Source organism: Ferroacidibacillus organovorans, from assembly GCF_001516615.1.
GTDB classification, from domain to species: Bacteria; Bacillota; Bacilli; order Alicyclobacillales; family SLC66; genus Ferroacidibacillus; species Ferroacidibacillus ferrooxidans_B.
On sequence record NZ_LPVJ01000053.1, the window covers coordinates 16,636 to 35,119 of the forward strand.

Annotated in this window: 18 protein-coding genes and 1 pseudogene; 15 read left to right on the forward strand and 4 right to left on the reverse strand. The window is 49.0% G+C overall.

Annotation, left to right across the window (positions count from 1 at the left end; genetic code table 11):
- Window positions 1–38 precede the first annotated feature (38 nt).
- From ATW55_RS17040 to ATW55_RS11650, 3 genes are read left to right on the forward strand one after another with little or no spacing between them, the layout of a single operon-like run.
- Complete coding sequence (locus ATW55_RS17040) at window positions 39–428, forward strand: aminopeptidase (protein WP_067717692.1); 390 nt, start codon at window positions 39–41, stop codon at window positions 426–428.
- A gap of 11 nt (window positions 429–439) precedes the next feature.
- Window positions 440–610 (forward strand): aminopeptidase, encoded by a 171-nt coding sequence (locus tag ATW55_RS17045; RefSeq protein WP_082685800.1) that lies wholly within the window; start codon window positions 440–442, stop codon window positions 608–610.
- Between the two features lie 22 nt (window positions 611–632).
- A complete protein-coding gene (locus ATW55_RS11650) occupies window positions 633–1,907 on the forward strand; it encodes an MFS transporter (RefSeq protein ID WP_067717696.1) in 1,275 nt (424 codons plus the stop codon).
- Window positions 1,908–1,926: 19 nt separating this feature from the next.
- Here ATW55_RS11650 and ATW55_RS11655 read toward each other — a convergent pair whose 3' ends face one another.
- Complete coding sequence (locus tag ATW55_RS11655) at window positions 1,927–3,204, reverse strand: bifunctional metallophosphatase/5'-nucleotidase (protein WP_201024980.1); 1,278 nt, start codon at window positions 3,202–3,204, stop codon at window positions 1,927–1,929.
- A 384-nt stretch (window positions 3,205–3,588) separates the two neighbouring features.
- Between ATW55_RS11655 and ATW55_RS11660 the strand changes: the two genes are divergently transcribed.
- The 11 genes from ATW55_RS11660 (at window position 3,589) to ATW55_RS11710 (ending at window position 15,530) form a co-directional block, all read left to right on the forward strand.
- The gene (locus tag ATW55_RS11660; RefSeq protein WP_067717700.1) at window positions 3,589–5,028 is read left to right on the forward strand and encodes an MFS transporter; all 1,440 of its coding nucleotides are present in this window, start codon (window positions 3,589–3,591) and stop codon (window positions 5,026–5,028) included.
- Between the two features lie 87 nt (window positions 5,029–5,115).
- Window positions 5,116–5,454: a DsrE family protein gene (locus ATW55_RS11665; RefSeq protein ID WP_067717702.1), complete on the forward strand. Its 339-nt coding sequence runs from the start codon at window positions 5,116–5,118 to the stop codon at window positions 5,452–5,454.
- 83 nt (window positions 5,455–5,537) lie between these two features.
- Window positions 5,538–6,098 (forward strand): DsbA family oxidoreductase, encoded by a 561-nt coding sequence (locus ATW55_RS11670; RefSeq protein WP_082685801.1) that lies wholly within the window; start codon window positions 5,538–5,540, stop codon window positions 6,096–6,098.
- Between the two features lie 141 nt (window positions 6,099–6,239).
- Window positions 6,240–6,524, forward strand: coding sequence for an ArsR/SmtB family transcription factor (locus ATW55_RS11675; protein ID WP_160327236.1), 285 nt, complete (start codon window positions 6,240–6,242; stop codon window positions 6,522–6,524).
- Between the two features lie 16 nt (window positions 6,525–6,540).
- Window positions 6,541–7,203 (forward strand): class I SAM-dependent methyltransferase, encoded by a 663-nt coding sequence (locus ATW55_RS11680; RefSeq protein ID WP_067717711.1) that lies wholly within the window; start codon window positions 6,541–6,543, stop codon window positions 7,201–7,203.
- A 44-nt stretch (window positions 7,204–7,247) separates the two neighbouring features.
- Window positions 7,248–7,997, forward strand: coding sequence for a trigger factor (locus ATW55_RS11685; protein ID WP_067717714.1), 750 nt, complete (start codon window positions 7,248–7,250; stop codon window positions 7,995–7,997).
- Window positions 7,998–8,185: 188 nt separating this feature from the next.
- Window positions 8,186–10,066: a molecular chaperone HtpG gene (htpG, locus tag ATW55_RS11690; RefSeq protein WP_067717718.1), complete on the forward strand. Its 1,881-nt coding sequence runs from the start codon at window positions 8,186–8,188 to the stop codon at window positions 10,064–10,066.
- Window positions 10,067–10,332: 266 nt separating this feature from the next.
- Window positions 10,333–11,526, forward strand: a complete 1,194-nt coding sequence (locus ATW55_RS16155; protein WP_067717721.1) for an SEC-C metal-binding domain-containing protein — start codon at window positions 10,333–10,335, stop codon at window positions 11,524–11,526.
- Between the two features lie 44 nt (window positions 11,527–11,570).
- Window positions 11,571–11,930 carry a DUF2294 domain-containing protein gene (locus ATW55_RS11700; protein ID WP_067717724.1) on the forward strand — a complete coding sequence of 120 codons (360 nt, stop codon included), beginning with the start codon at window positions 11,571–11,573 and terminating at the stop codon, window positions 11,928–11,930.
- Window positions 11,931–12,092: 162 nt separating this feature from the next.
- Entirely contained in the window at window positions 12,093–15,050 is a 2,958-nt protein-coding gene (fdhF, locus tag ATW55_RS11705; RefSeq protein WP_067717727.1) for a formate dehydrogenase subunit alpha, read from the forward strand.
- On the forward strand, window positions 15,051–15,530 hold the full coding sequence (locus tag ATW55_RS11710) for a DUF1641 domain-containing protein (RefSeq protein WP_067717730.1): 480 nt from the start codon (window positions 15,051–15,053) through the stop codon (window positions 15,528–15,530). It begins immediately after the preceding gene.
- Here ATW55_RS11710 and ATW55_RS17360 read toward each other — a convergent pair.
- Window positions 15,478–15,948 carry a hypothetical protein gene (locus tag ATW55_RS17360; RefSeq protein ID WP_423742967.1) on the reverse strand — a complete coding sequence of 157 codons (471 nt, stop codon included), beginning with the start codon at window positions 15,946–15,948 and terminating at the stop codon, window positions 15,478–15,480. The two genes, ATW55_RS11710 and ATW55_RS17360, sit on opposite strands and share 53 nt — an antisense overlap.
- Window positions 15,836–16,483 (reverse strand): hypothetical protein, encoded by a 648-nt coding sequence (locus ATW55_RS16845; RefSeq protein ID WP_067717736.1) that lies wholly within the window; start codon window positions 16,481–16,483, stop codon window positions 15,836–15,838. The genes ATW55_RS17360 and ATW55_RS16845 overlap by 113 nt, the downstream gene beginning before the upstream one ends.
- 362 nt (window positions 16,484–16,845) lie before the next feature.
- Here ATW55_RS16845 and ATW55_RS11725 point away from each other — a divergent pair, with 362 nt between their 5' ends.
- The gene (locus tag ATW55_RS11725; protein WP_067717739.1) at window positions 16,846–17,649 is read left to right on the forward strand and encodes an SGNH/GDSL hydrolase family protein; all 804 of its coding nucleotides are present in this window, start codon (window positions 16,846–16,848) and stop codon (window positions 17,647–17,649) included.
- 133 nt (window positions 17,650–17,782) lie between these two features.
- Here the strand turns inward: ATW55_RS11725 and ATW55_RS15855 are convergent.
- Window positions 17,783–18,151: pseudogene (locus ATW55_RS15855) on the reverse strand (alpha-hydroxy-acid oxidizing protein); the annotation flags it as partial.
- Window positions 18,152–18,484: the final 333 nt, after the last annotated feature.

The following is an 18,484-nucleotide window of genomic DNA, read 5'->3' on the forward strand; positions in this document are numbered from 1 at the left end:
CGTGATTAAATAGGAAATTATTCCCATGGATGGAATCCATGGTCACAGAGGAGGCTGCATTTCTGGCGATTTATCTGCCAGATGACCATCAATGGATAAGTCTTGGCACAATGAAGAATGCGCGTAATGTGCCGTTTCTTCCGAATTTGCCGAGTGAAGAGATTTTTACGGCGCCGCATCGAACAGGGGTGAACGGAATACTTCGAAGCACGATGCCCCTGGCGTACGGCGGAACGCTGATCGAAAACATCCAGTTGACGTTTGCCAAAGGAAGAATCGTAGATTACACTGCGGCTACGGGCTTTGAGGTTTTAAAAGGAATTATTGACACGGACGAATGCTCTCACTACCTTGGCGAGGTTGCCTTGGTTCCCATCACGTCTCCTGTCATTTCGCGATTGGAAATGTGTAACCCACAAGTATCGTAGATGGCCAGCATATGGATCCAGAAGAGCTTGTGATGCGTGGATTGAATCAAAGTGTGGCGCATGTCGATTTTATAGTTGGTTCGAGTGAATTAAATGTCGATAGCGAGACAATGGACGGACGGCGAGTGCCCATCCTGCACGCAGGGAAATGGGTTTTAGCGGGTGAATCCAGTAACTCGTAGGTTTGTGAAAGAAGGAATGTGATTGATCCGCTCATTTTTTCATGCTTTTGCGTTTCGCGATTATCGATGGCTATGGTTGCTTACGACACTGACCAATTCTGCATCTTGGACGTTTACACTTGTGGTCACATGGCAAGCCTACGCGCTCACGCACTCTTCTTCGTGGTCTGGCGCTGTCATGTTTGCGACACTCATTCCCAACATTGTGGGGGCGCCGATTGCCGGTGTATTGGCAGACGTCATGGATCGAAGGATACTCTTGGTCGCGGCGTGTGGGATTGAAATTGTGATCACTGTCTTGCTCAGCGTTTTGTCGCGATTCCATTTGGAGACGCCTGCCGTGCTTGTGATCTTGTCCTTGCTCTTTGGATTGGCGTCAAGCGGCTTGAGTGTCATGCTCAGTTCTCTTGTTCCGTCTGTTGTGCCGCAAGAGACGTTATTCAACGCGTTGTCCTTACAGGCTGTGGCACAAAGGGGCACCGAATTTGTCGGACCAGCGCTTGCAAGCCCTCTGCTGATCTTATTCGGCCCAGGCATGGCCTACTTGCTAGCCACCTTCTTTTATGCATTTGCCGGGACACTTGTCTTTTTTCTCGCGAACGTGCACATTGAGAGCCTGACTGACGGGGATTTGCGGAGGCTTACGATTTTCGCCCCGTTCCTTGATGGCTTCATCTATGTTCGCAAGAATCCCACGATCGGTCTCATGGTGTCGCTTGTAGGGTTTCACTGTGCCCTGACAATGGCGTATATGGGCATGTTGCCACAATTCGTAAAAACATCCCTGCATGGCTCGACCGCCTTTTATGGTTTGGTTGTGAGTGCGATCGGGCTTGGATCGATTTTTGGAACGCTTCTTTTGGCGGGTGTAAAAGGTGTCCGGCTTCGAGGGGGATTGTACTGGGTGACAGCGGTCATCAGTGGTGCATCTTTAACGCTTTTTGCACTGAGCAAAACGCCTGTACTGGCGATGCTGGCAATCATCTTGGTAGGCGCATCGCAGGCGATTTTTATGACGCTTAGTCTTGGATACATTCAGCACATGTCGGTGAAGCAGATGACAGGACGAGTGACCAGCCTTTATTTAGTGTTAGCTGGCGGATTCATGTCATTGGCAAATTTGGGGTATGGCACATTGAGCAATGTTATCGCACCAGAGTGGATCATGCGTTCCACTGGCGTTTTGTTTATGCTCATCGTTGGCATCTATGGACTCTTCTCCGCACAGTTTCGAACCGTTTCGAGATTTGGCACCTTTTTGTCGCACGATAACGACATGCAATCCGTTCGTGGATAAAGCTCGATTCGGAGACTAGCTACACCACCTGAACGGTTCCGCGCAATGAAACAGCAATCACGCCGCGCCGCTCTATAAACTGGCGCATTGCGTTGATCGCTGAACATGCAAGATTTTTTCGATGGGTTCCATATTTTTCAGGCACACCCTGCATCGTCACGAATGCCGCACGGTATGTGCGATCCAGGGCGACTGGCTGATCATTGACAAAGAGATTCTGGATGCGCGTTCCCGCAGGGTTTTCAATTTTGATAAACATTCTCAGGCCAAGGCAGCGTTTTACATAGCCGCCCATCTGACCGTACGGATTACGGGCAAACGTCTTTTCTAAATTCTCCTCCAACATTTCCATCAGTTCCCGCCCCGTGATCTCGACGGTTGAAACAGGGGGATTGGCGGGAATGATGTTCCACAGGTCATTGAGTGTAATCGGACCCGGCGGAATGGGCACCCCGTAACGCCAGCCGTTCGAGAACGCGAGTTCTGTCCCTGAAACCTCAAGAATGGACTCTAACAGCAGGTTGTCCATTGTCGTCTCGAGTTGTGCGTAGCGGTGGAGCGCGGTTTCTGTCTGCCCCACGATCGTTTGGAGCATTTCTTGATGCGGCAAAAGTGCCTGCTCAACGAGAGCTGCCACCTCGCGATCGGGCGGGATGCTCTGCGCCACTTCAATGAGCGTGTGGCGATAATCGATTATTTTTCCGTCCTCCACCTCCAGCTCCAACCGCCCCATAAAAGACCCGTGACAGCCGGATTGGATGAGGATGGTATTGTTGATGATGACAGGTTGATAGAGTCGGTTGTGCGTGTGGGCGCTGAGCAAGACATCAATGCCGTCGATCTCAGCTGCCATCTCTGCCTCAAGTGGAAATCCGAGGTGAGAGAGGACAAGGATGAGATCGACCTGCTCTTTATTTCGCAGCGCGGCAATTTGGGCTGGCAATTCATCTTTGCCCATCGTAAATGTGACACCCGTTGAAAAATGAGGGGGCATCGTCTTGTCGATGATGTGACAGGCGATTCCGATGATGCCGATCTTTAGCCCCGCCCGCTCGACCACGGTATGGGGTGGAAAGACAAGTTGGTTGCTTTCTTTGGCGTAGCAGTTGTTTGCAAGGACGGGATAGTGAAGCCGCTCTGACAGTTTTTGAAATTGGCTTGGACCGTAGGCGAAATCCCAGTGTGCCGTCATTCCGTCCATCAAAAGTGAATTGAGAATCGGGATGAGCGCTTCTCCTTTGCTCGCGACTGCGGGGTAGGTACCGTGAAACGTGTCGCCGTTGTCAAGGACAAGCACCCCGCCTGGATTTTGCGCTCGCGCTTCGTGAATCAGCGTGGCAATCCTGGCGTAGCTCCGACATTTCGATAATGTTCGTTGCCGGAATCTTCAAGGAACATTTCTGGGTGAAGGTCAATGTATGCATGGATATCGTTTAATTGCAAAATGGTAAGGCGGGTAGTTTTGCTCATTTCATTGTCCCTTCGAATGAAATTGTCAAGCGGTCATAGGTCAGGTAATGGAAGCTAGACCTAATTTGTCCTCGAAGGAGAAAATTACACATGGATTGCGCGTGGATGTTCGTTCTTATATACTGCATAATACAGTATGGTGTCTCGTTGCTTGTGCTGATCCATGACAATGGAGGCGGAGTGCAAAACCAAGCATCATGGAGGGTATGCAATGATTCATCCAGGATTGTGGCAAATTCGCCACGCAGAAAAGGGTTGGTATCGCTGGCTGGTGTTTGCAACCGCCGTGACGGGTACGTTCATGGTGAATGTGGATAGCAGCGTGATGAACGTAGCCTTGCCTGTCTTAGAGCGGGAATTTCACGCCGGCCCACAGGTGTTGCAGTGGGTGATTTCTGCATATCTACTGGTGATCACGGGGATTTTGCCGATTGTCGGAAGTCTGTCTGATCGATTGAATCGAAAACGTGTGTTCATCACAGGGGTTGTCATTTTTACGGGCGGGTCGATACTCTGTGCGTTCTCGGACAGTATCGAGCAACTCATCCTGTTTCGCGTTGTCCAATCGATAGGCGGCTCAATCATCATGGGAAATGTCATGTCGATTGTTTCCTATATCTTTCCATCTAGGCAGCGCGGACGCCCGCTTGGATTGGTTGGAAGCGTTGTGGCGGCGGGAACGATCGTCGGGCCCTCTATCGGTGGCTTGCTCATTGCGGCATACGGGTGGCGCTCGATTTTCTGGGTGAATGTTCCGATTGGGGTCCTGTCGGTTGTCGCATCTGTTTTTGTCATGATGCCGATTCGCTCCGATAAACCTGCGCGGAAGTTTGATGTTATTGGCTCGATTTTGTTTTTTGTGGGGATTGTCAGTCTCATGCTTTTTGTCTCTGAAGGACAGACCTGGGGCTGGATGACTCTTCGGAGTTTGGGGACATTCTTATTGAGTGCCATAATGTTGTCAGCCTTTGTATGGCAGGAGGTAACGTCGAAGAGCCCTGTGATTGAATTGTCGCTGTTTCGTTTGCCGAGATTTGTGCTCGGAAATCTAACGGGCTTTTTGTCCTATGTAATGATGATGTTTCCAAGTTTTCTTTTGCCACTTTATATGCATGATGTGCTGCGTATCCAAACGGTGCACATTGGTCTTTTACTCACGCCGCAGGCGATCAGCATGATTCTGTTTTCACCTGTCGGAGGCTTTCTTGCGGATCGAATTGGCACGAGTTGGCCTGCGGCCATCGGACTGTTTTTTGGCACACTCGGATTGATACTCATGGCGTTTTTGGATGCGACCTCGTCTTACACGGACATTGTGGTGGCCTTGTCTGTGTTTGGACTGGGGATGGGGCTCTTCACGTCCCCCAATAATGTGTCTGTCCTTGAGAGTGTGCCGATTGAAAAGTCGGGACTAACCGGGAGTCTGATCGCGACGGTCAGAAACTTCGGCCGCGTTGCGGGTGTGTCAGTCACCGTATTGTTTCTGCAATTATCAGGGAATGATTTGCAATCAAGCGATGGCTTTGCACACGCGTCTTCCTTTGCATTTCGAATGGGGGTGATCATTGGGATCATAGGCACGGTGTTGACGGTGACACGGTTTCTGGTGCATGCAAAGAAATGGAGTGTCGCGCATGAACCAAGTCGCTGAATGAATCGCGGTAACATGTCGCTATCTGCTGTTGCGGGCGGATTGCAGTACTCTTAAAGCACATCATTCCATCCTGGAGGGATTGACATGGCAAAGTTGGCATTTTGGATTACTGCAGGACCAGAACTTGAGGCAAAGGCGCTCTCTGGCATCGTATTGGCCAGTCGTTTGAAGAAGAATCGCGGGCAGGATGTGGAGGTTTATTTCTTTGGACCGGGTGTCGAACTGGTCGGCAAGCCGAGCCCAAAAGTGGCAGAGGCGCTCGCGATGCTCCGTGATGCAGAAGTGCACGGTGGGTATTGCCCATTTAATGCAGAGCAATTTGGCGTTGAGGAGGCAGTGTCTGGCGCGGGTTTACACGGTGAGGCGGCCGGAGAAGCGCTCATTCGATTGGTGGAAGATGGGTATCAGGTTGTCGGCTATTAAATGATGAGAAACGATGACACACGGAGGCCGACATGAAATTTAAATTCAGGATTTACTCGGATTACATCTGACCATTTTGCTACATCGGCAACGGGATTGTCGAGGCGTTAAAAAAGGAATTTGAGATTGAAGACGAATGGGTCAGCTACGAGATTCATCCAGAGACGCCAAAAGAAGGTGTGCGTCTTGAGGAGCGATTTTCGGTTGCGTCTTTGGAGCAAATGCAGCGAAGGCTCAGAGAGTCGGGGAGAGCGTTTGAACTCTCTTTTGGGAACTTGGAACTTTTGTCAAACTCAAGGTTGGCGCTTATGGCCAGTGAGTATGCGCGTGATCAAGGTGTGTTCCATGATTTCCACCGGCGAATCTTTGACGCGTATTTTCGCGCGTGTGAAGATATCGGGAACATGGAGGTTTTGCTCCACATCGCTGATCAGTGTGGTCTGATGCAAAATGAGCTGCAAGCTGCACTGTTGGACCTGCGATATATGCCGAGACTTGAGCAGGCCCTACGTGAAGGCGAACAATATGGTGTGACCGGAACACCGACGTTCATCATCAATGACACGTATAAGGTGGTGGGGGCGCAACCTTTTGAGGTATTTCGCAACGCTCTCCATAAAATTTCGGAAGGGCATGTGGAGTGAAAGTTGTGACAAATGAATGTGTCGCGACGCACCGAGGCGGGTGTGTCGCGACATTTTTTGGGGTTGCACGGTAAATAAACATGTATTAATATAAATGTATGTTTATATAATCGGATCGATCAAAAAAGATGAATCGCGAAGGTGAACAATAAGGTGAAGGATGTCTTTAAAGCACTTGCAGATCCCAATCGTTTAAAAATCGTCGAATGCTTATCTTCGATGTGTCAGAGCGTAAACGATATCGCAGAGCAGGCAGGACTTTCCCAACCGCTCACGTCACATCATTTAAAGACATTGCGCAGCGTGGGAATCGTACGCCTTGAGGGAACTTATGCGACGACGCGATTTTATTGTTTAACAGATGAAACGATTCTCGAAGTGATTCGACTGTGTAGGCAGTTTCTTTTAAATCGTGAAAAAGCATGATTAACAGGAGGGGCAGATGTTGATGGATCACAGTTTGTTAAATGAGCAGCAAACCCACTGGGAACAATCCTTTGCGAAAAATAGCGAGATGTTCGGAGAACAACCGAGTCTGGCTGCTCTGCGAGCAACCGAAATTCTCAAGGCTCGCGGTGGGAAGGATATCTTGGAACTCGGTGCAGGACAAGGGCGGGACACTTTACATTTTGCCCGAAATGGAGTTCATGTTCACGTTTTGGAGTACACTCGTGAAGGGGTCGAACATATCGAGAAAAAAGCGGAAGAATACGGTTTGAATGATATGATTACAGTGACTCAGCATGACGTGAGGGAACCATTCCCACTTCCCGAGAATTCTCTAGATGGTTGTTATTCACACATGCTGTATTGCATGGCACTTACCTCGGAGGAATTGGTGAAGTTGAATCATCATGTTCACAATGTCATTCGTCCTGGAGCTTATAACCTATACACAGTCAGGCATAAAGGGGACGTCCATTATGGGAAAGGTATTCACCGAGGTGAAGATCTGTACGAAATGGGTGGATTTATCGTTCATTTTTTTGATCGCGTCAAGGTGGAAAATTTGACGGATGGATATCGCTTGGTAGATGTTCATGAGTTCGAGGAGGGCGGTCTCCCCCGACGCTTGTATCAAGTTACACTCGAAAAATTGGCGTAGATGATTCATTTTGTTTGGCTTGAATTTGTTCATAGGAGGCCATCATGAGTAGAATCAAGGAAGTGCAGCAAAACGTTGAAGAGTATTACTCGCAGATTGACTGGGAGCCAGTGATTGAACGTACATGGGTGGAATCGTATCTCAATGTGCTGCATTTCAATAAACGTACGGATGAACAGATTGATGCTTGGGAAGACATTCATGCACTGATCTCTTACATCGATCGCACGACTTATTCGAGTGTCTCTGATCTCTTATGGTGGGACTATAGCGTTGCGCTTGAGTGGATTAATGATCACATTTGGATGCCAGATCGTTTTGATTTGACGCTTGAAAATGCTAGGCGAATGCTGGGTCGCTGGCTAGATTTTTATAGTTACCTCTTTAAAGCGTGGGATTCTAAGATCGATCTAAGCCCAATTGAGTACGCGTATTTTAAGATTTGTAGCGGAAGTAAGCTCAAATTGGTGAAAAAAATCCCTTATACGGGAGATGAGTTCTGGTTAGGAACAACAAGAGTAGGCAGTGATTTGATTGTCGATTTCACGATGGCAGAGTTTTGGTTGATCTTGGCATACCACAAGTTGGGTGAATCCTGGGACAAGCTTGAAGAAGAATTGAAGGGTGTGCCGAGCGTGCGAGAAAAACGAAAACGGCTGAGTCTTTTATGGGAGAAGCTTGAACTTGCGGGGTATCGTCAAAATCCGATTGATCTTGTGCGGGGACATGTGAAATTCGGGGATCTGGAGGATGCGGAGAAATGGTTTTATTGGAAGAGAATCCCACAACAGTAACCAAGGGTAGGTTTTCGGATGACAATTTTATGTGTGGAAATTGACGAGAGCGTGGATGTGTATGTAAAATAGACCGTGATGTTAGCACTCTCTTGTGTTGAGTGCTAACGCGTGGCGCAACTGCCATCGCATATTCAAGTGTTATGTTTATCCAAGTGCTGTGGTTATTAATGAAAGGAGCCATGATCATGCAAAAGACAGAATTTAAAGCAGAGTCGAAGCGGCTGCTCGAAATGATGATTCACTCGATTTATTCCAATCGTGAGATTTTCCTCAGGGAATTGATTTCAAATGCGAGTGACGCGATCGACAAGATTTACTATAAAGCGCTGACGGACAGCAACCTCACCTTTGAGAAGGGAAATTACTACATAAAAATCGGGGTGGATAAACCAACTCGCACGCTGTCCATTTTGGACACGGGCATTGGCATGACGCGGGAAGAACTGGAGAACAACCTGGGTGTGATCGCGCAGAGTGGCTCACTTTCTTTTAAACGCGAAAATGAAGCGAAAGACGGGCACGATATCATTGGGCAGTTCGGCGTAGGTTTTTATTCTGCGTTTATGGTTGCGGATGAAGTCACAGTGATTACCCGTGCGCTTGGAAGTGACACGGCCTATGTCTGGAAGTCTTCTGGTGCAGATGGATACACGATTGAGCCGGGGCAAAAAGACGCCGTCGGCACAGAGATTCTTTTAAAGATCAAAGAGCGTACAGAAGATGATAACTTCGACGAGTATCTTGATGAGTACCGTTTGCGCTCGATCATTAAAAAATACTCTGATTTCATCCGCTACCCAATCAAAATGGACGTGACGAGACAGAGGCCCAAAGAGGGTAGCGAAGGTGAATTCGAAGATTACACGGAAGAACAAACGATCAACAGCATGGTGCCCATTTGGAGAAAGAACAAAAATGAGCTTACCAATGAGGATTATGAAGCGTTCTACATGGAGAAACACTACGGCTTTGACAAGCCGATAAAGCATATGCACATTCGCGTCGACGGCGCTGTGAGCTATAACGCCATTTTGTATCTGCCGGAGACGACCCCTTTTGACTTTTACACAAAGGAATATGAAAAGGGCCTGGAGCTTTATTCAAACGGTGTGCTTATCATGAGCAAGTGTCCCGATTTGTTGCCGGATTATTATCGTTTCGTCAAGGGAATGGTTGACTCAGAGGATCTGTCGCTCAACATTTCGCGGGAGATTCTGCAGCAAGATCGGCAACTCCAGTTGATCGCCAAAAACATCAAGAATAAAATTACGAGTCAACTGCAGAACATGTTAAACGATGAGAGAGAGAAGTATGAGGTGTTTTACAAGGCGTTTGGCACACAGTTGAAGTATGGCGTATACAGTGACTATGGAAGCAACAAAGACACGCTCCAGGATCTTTTGCTGTTTTACTCCTTAAAAGAAAAGAAAATGATTACGCTGGATGAATACGTCTCGAGCATGCCGGAAGGGCAGAAGTACATTTATTATGCGACAGGCGAAACGTATGAGAGAATCGAGAAATTGCCGCAGACGGAGCTTGTGGTGGACAAAGGGTACGATATTCTTTGCTTTATTGAAGAAATAGACGAATTTGCAATCAAAATGTTGATGAACTATAAGGAAAAAGAGTTCAAGTCGGTCGCGAGCGGCGATTTGGGAATCGAAGCGGACGAGGACAAGGAACAGACGGAACAAGAGGCGCAAGAGAATAAGGCGCTGTTTGACGAGATGAAAAAAATTCTTGGCGACAAGGTCAAAGAGGTCCGTATCTCCAAGCGGCTCAAAAACCATCCGGTTTGTCTCACGGCGGACGGTGATTTGACGATTGAAATGGAAAAAGTGCTGAATGCGATGCCGAACAGCCAACAAGTGAAAGCGGAAAAGGTGCTGGAAATCAACAGCAACCACAGTGTGTTTCAATCACTGCGCGCGGCGCTTGAACAGGATCAGGAGAAATTGAGTCTTTATACCAACCTGCTCTATCATCAAGCGTTGCTCATTGAGGGACTGCCCATTCAGGATCCAGTGGACTTTACAAATGACATTTGCAAGATCATGGTATGAGCTAATTTCATAGAATCGCGCTAATCTATCGTCCTTGGGTGAAAATCCAGGGACGATGGTTTTAAAAAAGCGGGAATCATCACTTGGAAAAAGGAGGAGTGGGGGCTGTTCATCGCGAACGTCTATCATACGTATGCGAGGTTGCCGGCACTTAAGGATGAGTTGCAAAGGGCGGGATTGTAGCAGAGGGCAGTTTGTAGATGGAATGCTTAGCGCTGCGTGTCGCGAGAGTCAAATGATTGGTCATGCCTGAAGGAGTGATTTTATTGAAATCTTTTAGCGATGTAAAGCCATTTATTCTGCACGCTGACGAGATGGTGCAGCGCTTTTCCGTTCAGTATTTTGACGAGGCGAAGTATTGGGGAGAGGATCTCTTGCCGCTGATCTTACAAGCCGTAAACACGGCTTTGGCGGATGCGAGAAGATTGCTTCTTGCCATCTCACGGAACTTTCTCCAGTCGGAGATGACTCTAAAAGAGATGATGTCTATGATTGATCATTACCCCAAAGAGCAGTATTTAATTAAAAGATCCATGCTAAACGCACCGGCGCCGCTTTTAGGTCGGTTTGAGCAGAATAGCGACTTGGCATGGTCTCCATCAGAGTACAAGATGTTGGAGCAGCGCGTTCATCTCGCCGAATTGGACACAGACCGATTGTTTAAGCGGTTGCTCGAGTATAGCGAGGAAGGCAGAGGTCGTTATGCGAACGAATTTGATTATGATTTTGGGCTCTATCTCTCGCGCGAATTGGCAAATCGACCGGATTTGTCAAAGAGAGTGATTCGTCAGTACTTGGAAGTTGATTATCCCGAAGATTATGACGGATATGACGATATCTATGCATGTGAACTCGCAGGTCTTTTGCGTATGGAAGAATATATTCCACAATTGATAAAGTATCTTCATTCTGATGCGGATCTGCTTCTTGAAAAGGCCGCTGTCGCGCTCACGCGAATTGGAACGCTAGATGTGATCCGGGCGATTCAGCGTGAGTTTCAAAGTGCGGATTGGAGTTTTCGTCTCTTTGCGGGTGGAGTTTTGGGAACGATTAAGCATCCTGTGGCGGAGCAAACAATGCTTCAGCTCATACAGTCAGAGAGCGATGATTCAATTCGAACGATTTTGGCGGCAAACCTATGCAATATCCTTTCTGTGGAAGGAATCCCCATCATAAAACAGGTCATCGCGGATGGTTATGATGAAATGATGTTAGACTTGCGGGAGCCGCTCTACTGTAGCACAGTCATAAACGGTATCGTCTTGCCTGAAGGGGAGGCGTGGCATCGTGAACTGCTGGAAAACGAGCGAGCATTTCGAGAGCGAGTAGCCGCTGAATCTGTTCTAAGCATGAGCGGTACAAAATCAAAACCTATGATTAAAGTGAAAGTCGGCCGCAACGAACCATGCCCCTGTGGAAGTGGGAAAAAATATAAAAAATGCTGTGGTTTTGGAGCGTGAGTTCAAAGTGATAAGGAGGTGCAGCAGTTATAAACAGCTCTAAAATGGCGCATCAAGTGAGTAATTTTGTCCGAGAGGTTCGCAAGCAACATGTGGGCAAGGGGCCAGAGCATATCACCACGCGATTTTTAGATGCCTGGGCGATTTGTGAGCTCAAGGGCAATCTCACAACCGTTGAGCGGTTTGCCGTCAATACGGAGGAAGGCAGGAGAATGGTTCGCGAACTGCGGACGACATACATCAAAAAGGTGTACGAGGATGCGGCGACACGCTCGGAAATCGAACGGATTGTCGGGGCTAAGCTCGTCACGCTATTGAGTGACTTTGATGTGGAATTGGATCTCGCGGTCACTGTTTTCGTCTTTGATCGCCCGCTTTTGGTTGTCGGATCTGATGAAGTTTGATATTCTCATAGGTAGATAGCTTATGGATTGGCAAAAAGTACACGAGGTGCTTTGAACTACTCCGCAAAAGCAAATGTCTCATCGCAGTTCGGCGAGGGATCTTTGAATTTGGGGGGTATTTTTATTTCTTTCATAACTGATTTGATAAGGGGACGTCAAGGGATGGGCGATGTTCAATTCAATCTTGATGGAGAACTGCGGCAAGCTCAAGAAGGTATGCGGATTCTTGATTACCTGATCGATCAAGGCATTGAGCACCCGCATATCTGCTACTCTGAGGTGCTGGGACCGATTCAGAGTTGCGATACGTGTATGTGCGAAGTGGACGGACAAACGGTACGGGCTTGTGCGACGGTTTTAAAGAATGGCATGACGGTGCGCCTTGCCTCCGCGCAAGCAAAAGAGGCGCAGCGCGATGCGATGGATCGCATCTTGGAAAATCACTTGTTGTACTGTACGGTTTGCGATAACAACAACGGAAATTGCCGCGTCCACAACACGGCAGAAATGCTGGACGTGAGTCACCAAACTCGCCCATTCCGCTCCAAAGGGTACGACGTGGATATGTCGAATCCATTTTATCGCTATGATCCGGATCAGTGCATTCTCTGTGGCCGTTGTGTGGAGGCATGCCAGGATCTGCAGGTCAATGAGACACTCAGCATCTCGTGGGAAGACGACATGCCGCGCGTGTTGTGGGACGGCGGAAAACCGATCAATGATTCATCATGCGTGTCCTGTGGCCACTGTGTCACGGTGTGTCCCTGCAATGCGCTGATGGAAAAGTCCATGCTTGGTGAAGCAGGATACATGACAGGGATGTCAGATGACCTGTTAAAACCGATGATCCAACTGGTTAAAGAGGTAGAGCCTGATTATAAGACCATTTTTGCGGTGTCCGAAGTTGAGGCGGCCATGCGCGAAACGCGGACGAAAAAGACGAAAACCGTTTGTACATTTTGTGGTGTCGGCTGCAGTTTTGAAGTATGGACGAAGGGGCGCGAAATCCTCAAGATTGAGCCAGTGGAACAGGCGCCTGTCAACAGCATTTCAACATGCATCAAGGGCAAGTTTGGCTGGGATTTTGTGAACTCAAGGCAGCGTCTCACTTCACCCTTGATTCGCAAGGGGGATGAGTTTGTCGAGGCGTCCTGGGACGAGGCGCTTGACTTGGTCGCTGCGAAGATGGGACAGATCAGGGATACACATGGATCGAATGCGCTTGGCTTTATCTCATCATCCAAAATGACGAATGAAGAGAATTACCTGATGCAGAAGTTAGCGCGACAGGTGTTTGGCACAAACAATGTGGATAACTGCTCGCGCTACTGTCAGTCGCCTGCCTCTTGGGGGCTTCAGCAGACGGGCGGAATTGGCGGCGATTCAGGCACGATCCAGGATATTGCAGACGCGGGATTGGTCATTCTGGTGGGCTGTTCTCCAGCAGAGGGCCATCCAGTGCTGGCAACGCGCATCAAGCGCGCTCACAAATTGCATGGACAAAAACTTGTCACGTTCGATCTTCGGAAACACGAGATGGCGGAGCGCTCAGATCTTTTCGTGCGCCCAAGACAAGGCACGGATTATGTCTGGCTGGCGGCCGTGACGAAGTATATCATTGAACAGGGTTGGCATGACGAAGCGTTTATTCGGCAACACGTCAACGGCTATGAAGCGTATTTGGAGTTGTTGCAGCCATTCACACTCGATTTCGCCGAGAAGGAGACGGGCATCCCCAAAGAAACACTCATTCAGGTTGCCACGATGATTCATGAGGCGGATGGAACGGCAATTTGTTGGGGCATGGGCGTTACGCAAAACGTGGCGGGATCGCATACGTCAGGAGCGATTGCGAATCTGCTGCTCGTGACAGGCAACATGGCGCGCAAAGGCGCTGGCGCTTTTCCGCTGCGCGGACACAACAATGTCCAGGGCGCGAGTGACATGGGAACGATGCCGAATATTTTCCCGGGCTATCAGCCTGTCACAGATGGCGAAATCAGGGCGAAGTTTGAAAAAGCGTACGGGGTTTCGATCCAGGCGCAACCAGGGTATGACAACATTCAAATGCTAGAAGCGGTCGAGCGCGGCGAACTCAAAGGAATGTATATCGCCGGAGAAGACATGGCGTGGGTTGACGCGAACTCAAATCACACGCAAGAGATGCTTAAAAACATCGATTTTCTGGTCGTTCAGGAAATCTTCTTGACGACGACGGCGCAGTTTGCAGACGTGATTCTGCCAGGTGCGCCATCGCTTGAAAAGGATGGAACCTTCACCAACACGGAACGGCGCGTCCAGCGCCTGTATAAGGCGCTTGATCCATTGGGGGACAGCAAACCGGATTGGCAAATCTTCACCGAATTGGCAAAGCGCATGGGATTTGCTTGGAACTACTCGCATCCGCGCGAGATCTTCGCGGAAATGGCAAGCTTGACTCCGTTTTTCTCTGGATGCAATTATGATGTTTTGGAAGGTTGGAGCAGTTTTCACTGGGGATCGCCTGATGGAAAAGATACGCCTGTACTCTATCTGGACGGGTTCAATTTCCCTGACAAAAAGGCGCGTTTTGCATTGTTTGAGTATGTCGCACCTGTAGAGTTTCCCGAGGAGTTTGATTTGACGCTTGACAATGGGCGACTGCTTGAACAGTTTCATGAAGGGAACCTGACGGGCAGGGTGACAGGCATTCAGGCGAAGCTGCCGGAAGTTTTTGTGGAGATTTCGCAGGAACTGGCGAAGCAGCGCGGTGTTGAAACGGGAATGTTTGTGCGTCTTGAATCGCCGTATGGTGCGGTCAAATTAAAAGCGATCGTGACAGATCGCGTGCAAGGGCAGACGGTGTACATGCCGATGCACTCGTCGAGCCACGAAACAGCCGTGAATATGTTGACGGGGAGCATCTTTGATGTGAAGACGCACACGCCAGCCTACAAACAGACGAAGGTGCGAATGCAGGTGTTAAAAGCGAGAGGGGATAGTCCACTGCCCCGCACCAATCCGCGCAATGCTGTGCGAACGCCGCAGGTGGGGGTTCAGGTTGAGCGGAAATGGGCGCGCTCGGACTATCAGCCGATTGCGGATGTCAATGCACCAAACTCGTATAAGGGGGCGCGTTAAATGGCGGCGCCGATTCAGAAGATTGCTCGCACGGTTGATGGGGGACAGGTTACAGATGTTGACGCGCTTAAACCTCTGCTCGCTGTGGTGGCAGATCATCAGGATAGTCTTGAACAAGGATTGCATCTGCTTGGTGAGTTGAGTGACAGCGGCATTCTAGAAGCGTTGACAGCGATGGTTACTGCGAAAGAAAAAATTGCGAAGATCGCAGTTGAGCAGGCGTTGCGTCCGGAAGCTACGACGCTCATCAACAACATGATGAGCGCCTTGGGTGGATTGACAAAAATTGATCCTGAGATGACGGGTACCTTGCTAAACGGACTTGCGCAAGGATTGGAAGATGGAAGGAAATCTGTGCAAAATCAAAAAAAGGTTGGCTTGCTAGATCTCGGCAGGGCGTTAAACGACCCAGACATCAATCGAACCCTCAAATTTGCGATGGGGTTTTTGAAGGGGTTTGGGAAGTCGATGATGGACTAGGGCGCAAGGGCTCTGGAAGGGATTGCAATAAAAGATATGCCACAGTGGCAAAGAGACAAGAGACAACGGAGACGTGAATTAAAAAACCTAAAAGAGAAAGGTGAGAAAGGATAAGGAAACCGCCGCTGAGAATTTGCCCAACGACCAAAAGCATCGCGAGGAGCGCCCCTTTATAGAGATCGGGGCGCTTCGAGCGCCAACGGTATGCAGGAACGAAGAGACGAATGATCAAAAGAAAGAGTCCGATGGCAATTCCGCGATGAAGAAAATCAAAGTATAGGTTAAATCCTACTTGATGATAGGTTTCACTCGGGAGCGGGTAACCACGGAAGCTGTCTGAAATGTTGCTTTTTGCGAGATAGGCACCTACATACATTGCAAGAAAAGTGTATCCTAATGTGAAAAACGACCACCCCATAAAATGGGGGGGGTATTTCGCATGCCCGCAGGTGGAGCGAAACTTCTGACCCAAACGATGGTCTGCGTTGAATTTGCGAGAGCACAACGGTTAGCAGGACGTTTCCCACAAAGGATAAGAGAGAAACGCCAAGCGTAATGGCCAGAATCGCAGGGGAGACGGTTGGCAACAGAACGGCGATTGCGCCGATGACAGACTCTAAAATGACAAAACCCATGCTGATCCAGGCCAACACGCGCACTTCAAGCCATGAGCCGTATCGATGCCATACAGCGATCACAGTGGAGATTAAAAATACGGCGATGAGGAGAACCAAAACACGATGGGCAAATTCAAATAGGGTGTGCTCATTCCAAAGCGTAGGAATAAATTGATCGTTACAGAGTGGCCACTGATGGCCACAGCCCAGTGCGGATCCCGTTTCGGTGTCAACGAATCCTGATACATTGACAAGAAAGAGCCCAATGGATGAACTGAAAGAGAGCCACCAGACGGCATCAAGTCTTTTTTTGGAACCATGTATAGTGATTGCCACCACACCCCTCAGATTATTTCAGTTTTTATTCTGAAGGAGTCGCGTATCGTCTGGGAGTTCCATTTCACCTATTTGCTGCATAGTCCATCTGGATCGTATCGGAGCCGACGTTTGACAGTTCAAGCATCCTCTTTGGACAGTGAAAAACTTTTATCATAAATGATCATCCAGTATCTGATCAATACGTGGGGTGGGGAAAATCTATTTTTGATTTCCTTCTCTTATTGTGATCAGATGGTTTTCTACGTTTTTTACACATGCCATCCTTTGATAACAGCAAAAGTTGTGTCAGAACGACTTTGATATACGAAATGTGCAATACAATGAAATATAGATACGAATCTTAACGTGGAGGTGCGCATATGCGAAAACGGAACTGGATTTTTTGGATAGGCACCGTCATTTGCAGTGCTGCACTGATTGAAACATTCACCCTGAATCATTTCGGGACAGTCAATCCTACTCACTTGATTGCGAAAACCGCGCATCACGCGCGGGAAACGTCACCGTCAATCACAACGGCCGACCGAAAGGGGCAACCGGCTCAGCCGCAAACGTTAACAGTGATGGCCGTTGGTGGATCGAGTGCGCAAGGGTATGATGCACCTAATCTTGACGGCTACCTGACGAGGGCAATGCAGACGGTCTCTTCGCGGCTAAACATTCACATCGACTTTGTAAACAAGGCGGTCAGTGGTGGTATCCCTACAATGTTGGCTCCGCAGTACGACCCGCTTCTTTACAAGGTAAAGCCAAACGTCGTTCTGATCGCTTGGGGACTCTTGAATGATATCGCCCGAAAGACTCCGCAAACAATGTTTGAGAGAGTCATTAAGGATGAGGTGTCCATGGCTGTTTCATATGGCGCGCAGGTTTGGGTTGTCACACCGCCTGTCACCCCTGCAACCTATGTCGGCCATGATGTGAAGCTTGAGCAGGTATACACGAACTTGGAAGTTGCAGGCGCTCGCGAGGTACACAGCTCCAAAGTACACGTCTTTGACCTTTTAAGCGCCATGGAGAATTATTTGAAGGTGCATCATCAGTCCTACAAACCGTATGCTTCCAACAATTGGCACATGAACCTGGCTGGGCATATCCTGGCTGGGCAGATTCTTGCAAACGAAATTTTGGCGAAGGCAAAAGCGATCGGTATTGCATCCTGATTTGTGCAGCGCCGATTCCAGATATAAAAATGCATTGACATCATCAAGCTTGAACGTTCACTCAATGAACCGTGTCAAGTTCATTGAGTGAGCGGATGGCGCATGGTCGAACAGAATCTGGAGTGAGCAAGACTCATTTTGATACAACAAGGAGTGTGCGATTGAGATCACGGACGGATCGCTGACCGGATAGCGCCATCGTGATATCAAAATCTGCGATCAGATGCTCCAACACGGTCTTTACACCTCTCTCACCTGCGACTGCAAGACCGTACATACAGGGGCGACCGATCAGTGTGGCTTTCGCCCCGAGTGCGATCGCTTTGACCATGTCGGCCCCCCGTCGTATCCCGCTGTCCATCAGCACCGGAACGCGATCCTGAACCGCGTCGCAGACCGCAGGCAATGCATCAAGCGCTCCGATCGCGCCGTCCACTTGACGCCCACCGTGATTGGATACGATGACTCCGTCCGCACCGTGTTCGATTGCACGCCTCGCATCGTACGCTCACCCCCGGCGCCGCCTGAGACATAGTAAAACGGTTCGTCTGCGAGTACTTCACGCGCACGCCGTTCCCACTCCTCGTAGACGACGGGGAGTCGGTCTGGATCGGGATGGGGCATGGTTTTATAAACATCAAATTGGATGTGATTTCCGAAATTCGGCATAAGAACACTCCTTGTGCAGTGGTGAGTGTAAAGCTTCGAGTGCCTTTTATAGATGAATACTACCATTCTTTCATTTATTGCTGTGACGCCAGGCCCCACGCATCTTTAGTGGGCGGTGAAGAATTTCCCCTTGCTGGGTCTAGAATAAGCGAGGTCACGGGAAAGA

Excerpts from the sequence above, each read along its gene's own strand:
- ATW55_RS17040 (WP_067717692.1), top strand. The coding sequence starts at position 39 with ATGGTCACAGAGGAGGCTGCATTTCTGGCGATTTATCTGCCAGATGAC.
- ATW55_RS17045 (WP_082685800.1), top strand. The coding sequence starts at position 440 with ATGGATCCAGAAGAGCTTGTGATGCGTGGATTGAATCAAAGTGTGGCG.
- ATW55_RS11660 (WP_067717700.1), top strand. The coding sequence starts at position 3,589 with ATGATTCATCCAGGATTGTGGCAAATTCGCCACGCAGAAAAGGGTTGG.
- ATW55_RS11665 (WP_067717702.1), top strand. The coding sequence starts at position 5,116 with ATGGCAAAGTTGGCATTTTGGATTACTGCAGGACCAGAACTTGAGGCA.
- ATW55_RS11680 (WP_067717711.1), top strand. The coding sequence starts at position 6,541 with ATGTTGATGGATCACAGTTTGTTAAATGAGCAGCAAACCCACTGGGAA.
- ATW55_RS11685 (WP_067717714.1), top strand. The coding sequence starts at position 7,248 with ATGAGTAGAATCAAGGAAGTGCAGCAAAACGTTGAAGAGTATTACTCG.
- htpG (WP_067717718.1), top strand. The coding sequence starts at position 8,186 with ATGCAAAAGACAGAATTTAAAGCAGAGTCGAAGCGGCTGCTCGAAATG.
- ATW55_RS11700 (WP_067717724.1), top strand. The coding sequence starts at position 11,571 with ATGGCGCATCAAGTGAGTAATTTTGTCCGAGAGGTTCGCAAGCAACAT.
- fdhF (WP_067717727.1), top strand. The coding sequence starts at position 12,093 with ATGGGCGATGTTCAATTCAATCTTGATGGAGAACTGCGGCAAGCTCAA.
- ATW55_RS11710 (WP_067717730.1), top strand. The coding sequence starts at position 15,051 with ATGGCGGCGCCGATTCAGAAGATTGCTCGCACGGTTGATGGGGGACAG.
- ATW55_RS17360 (WP_423742967.1), bottom strand. The coding sequence starts at position 15,948 with ATGGGGTGGTCGTTTTTCACATTAGGATACACTTTTCTTGCAATGTAT.
- ATW55_RS11725 (WP_067717739.1), top strand. The coding sequence starts at position 16,846 with ATGCGAAAACGGAACTGGATTTTTTGGATAGGCACCGTCATTTGCAGT.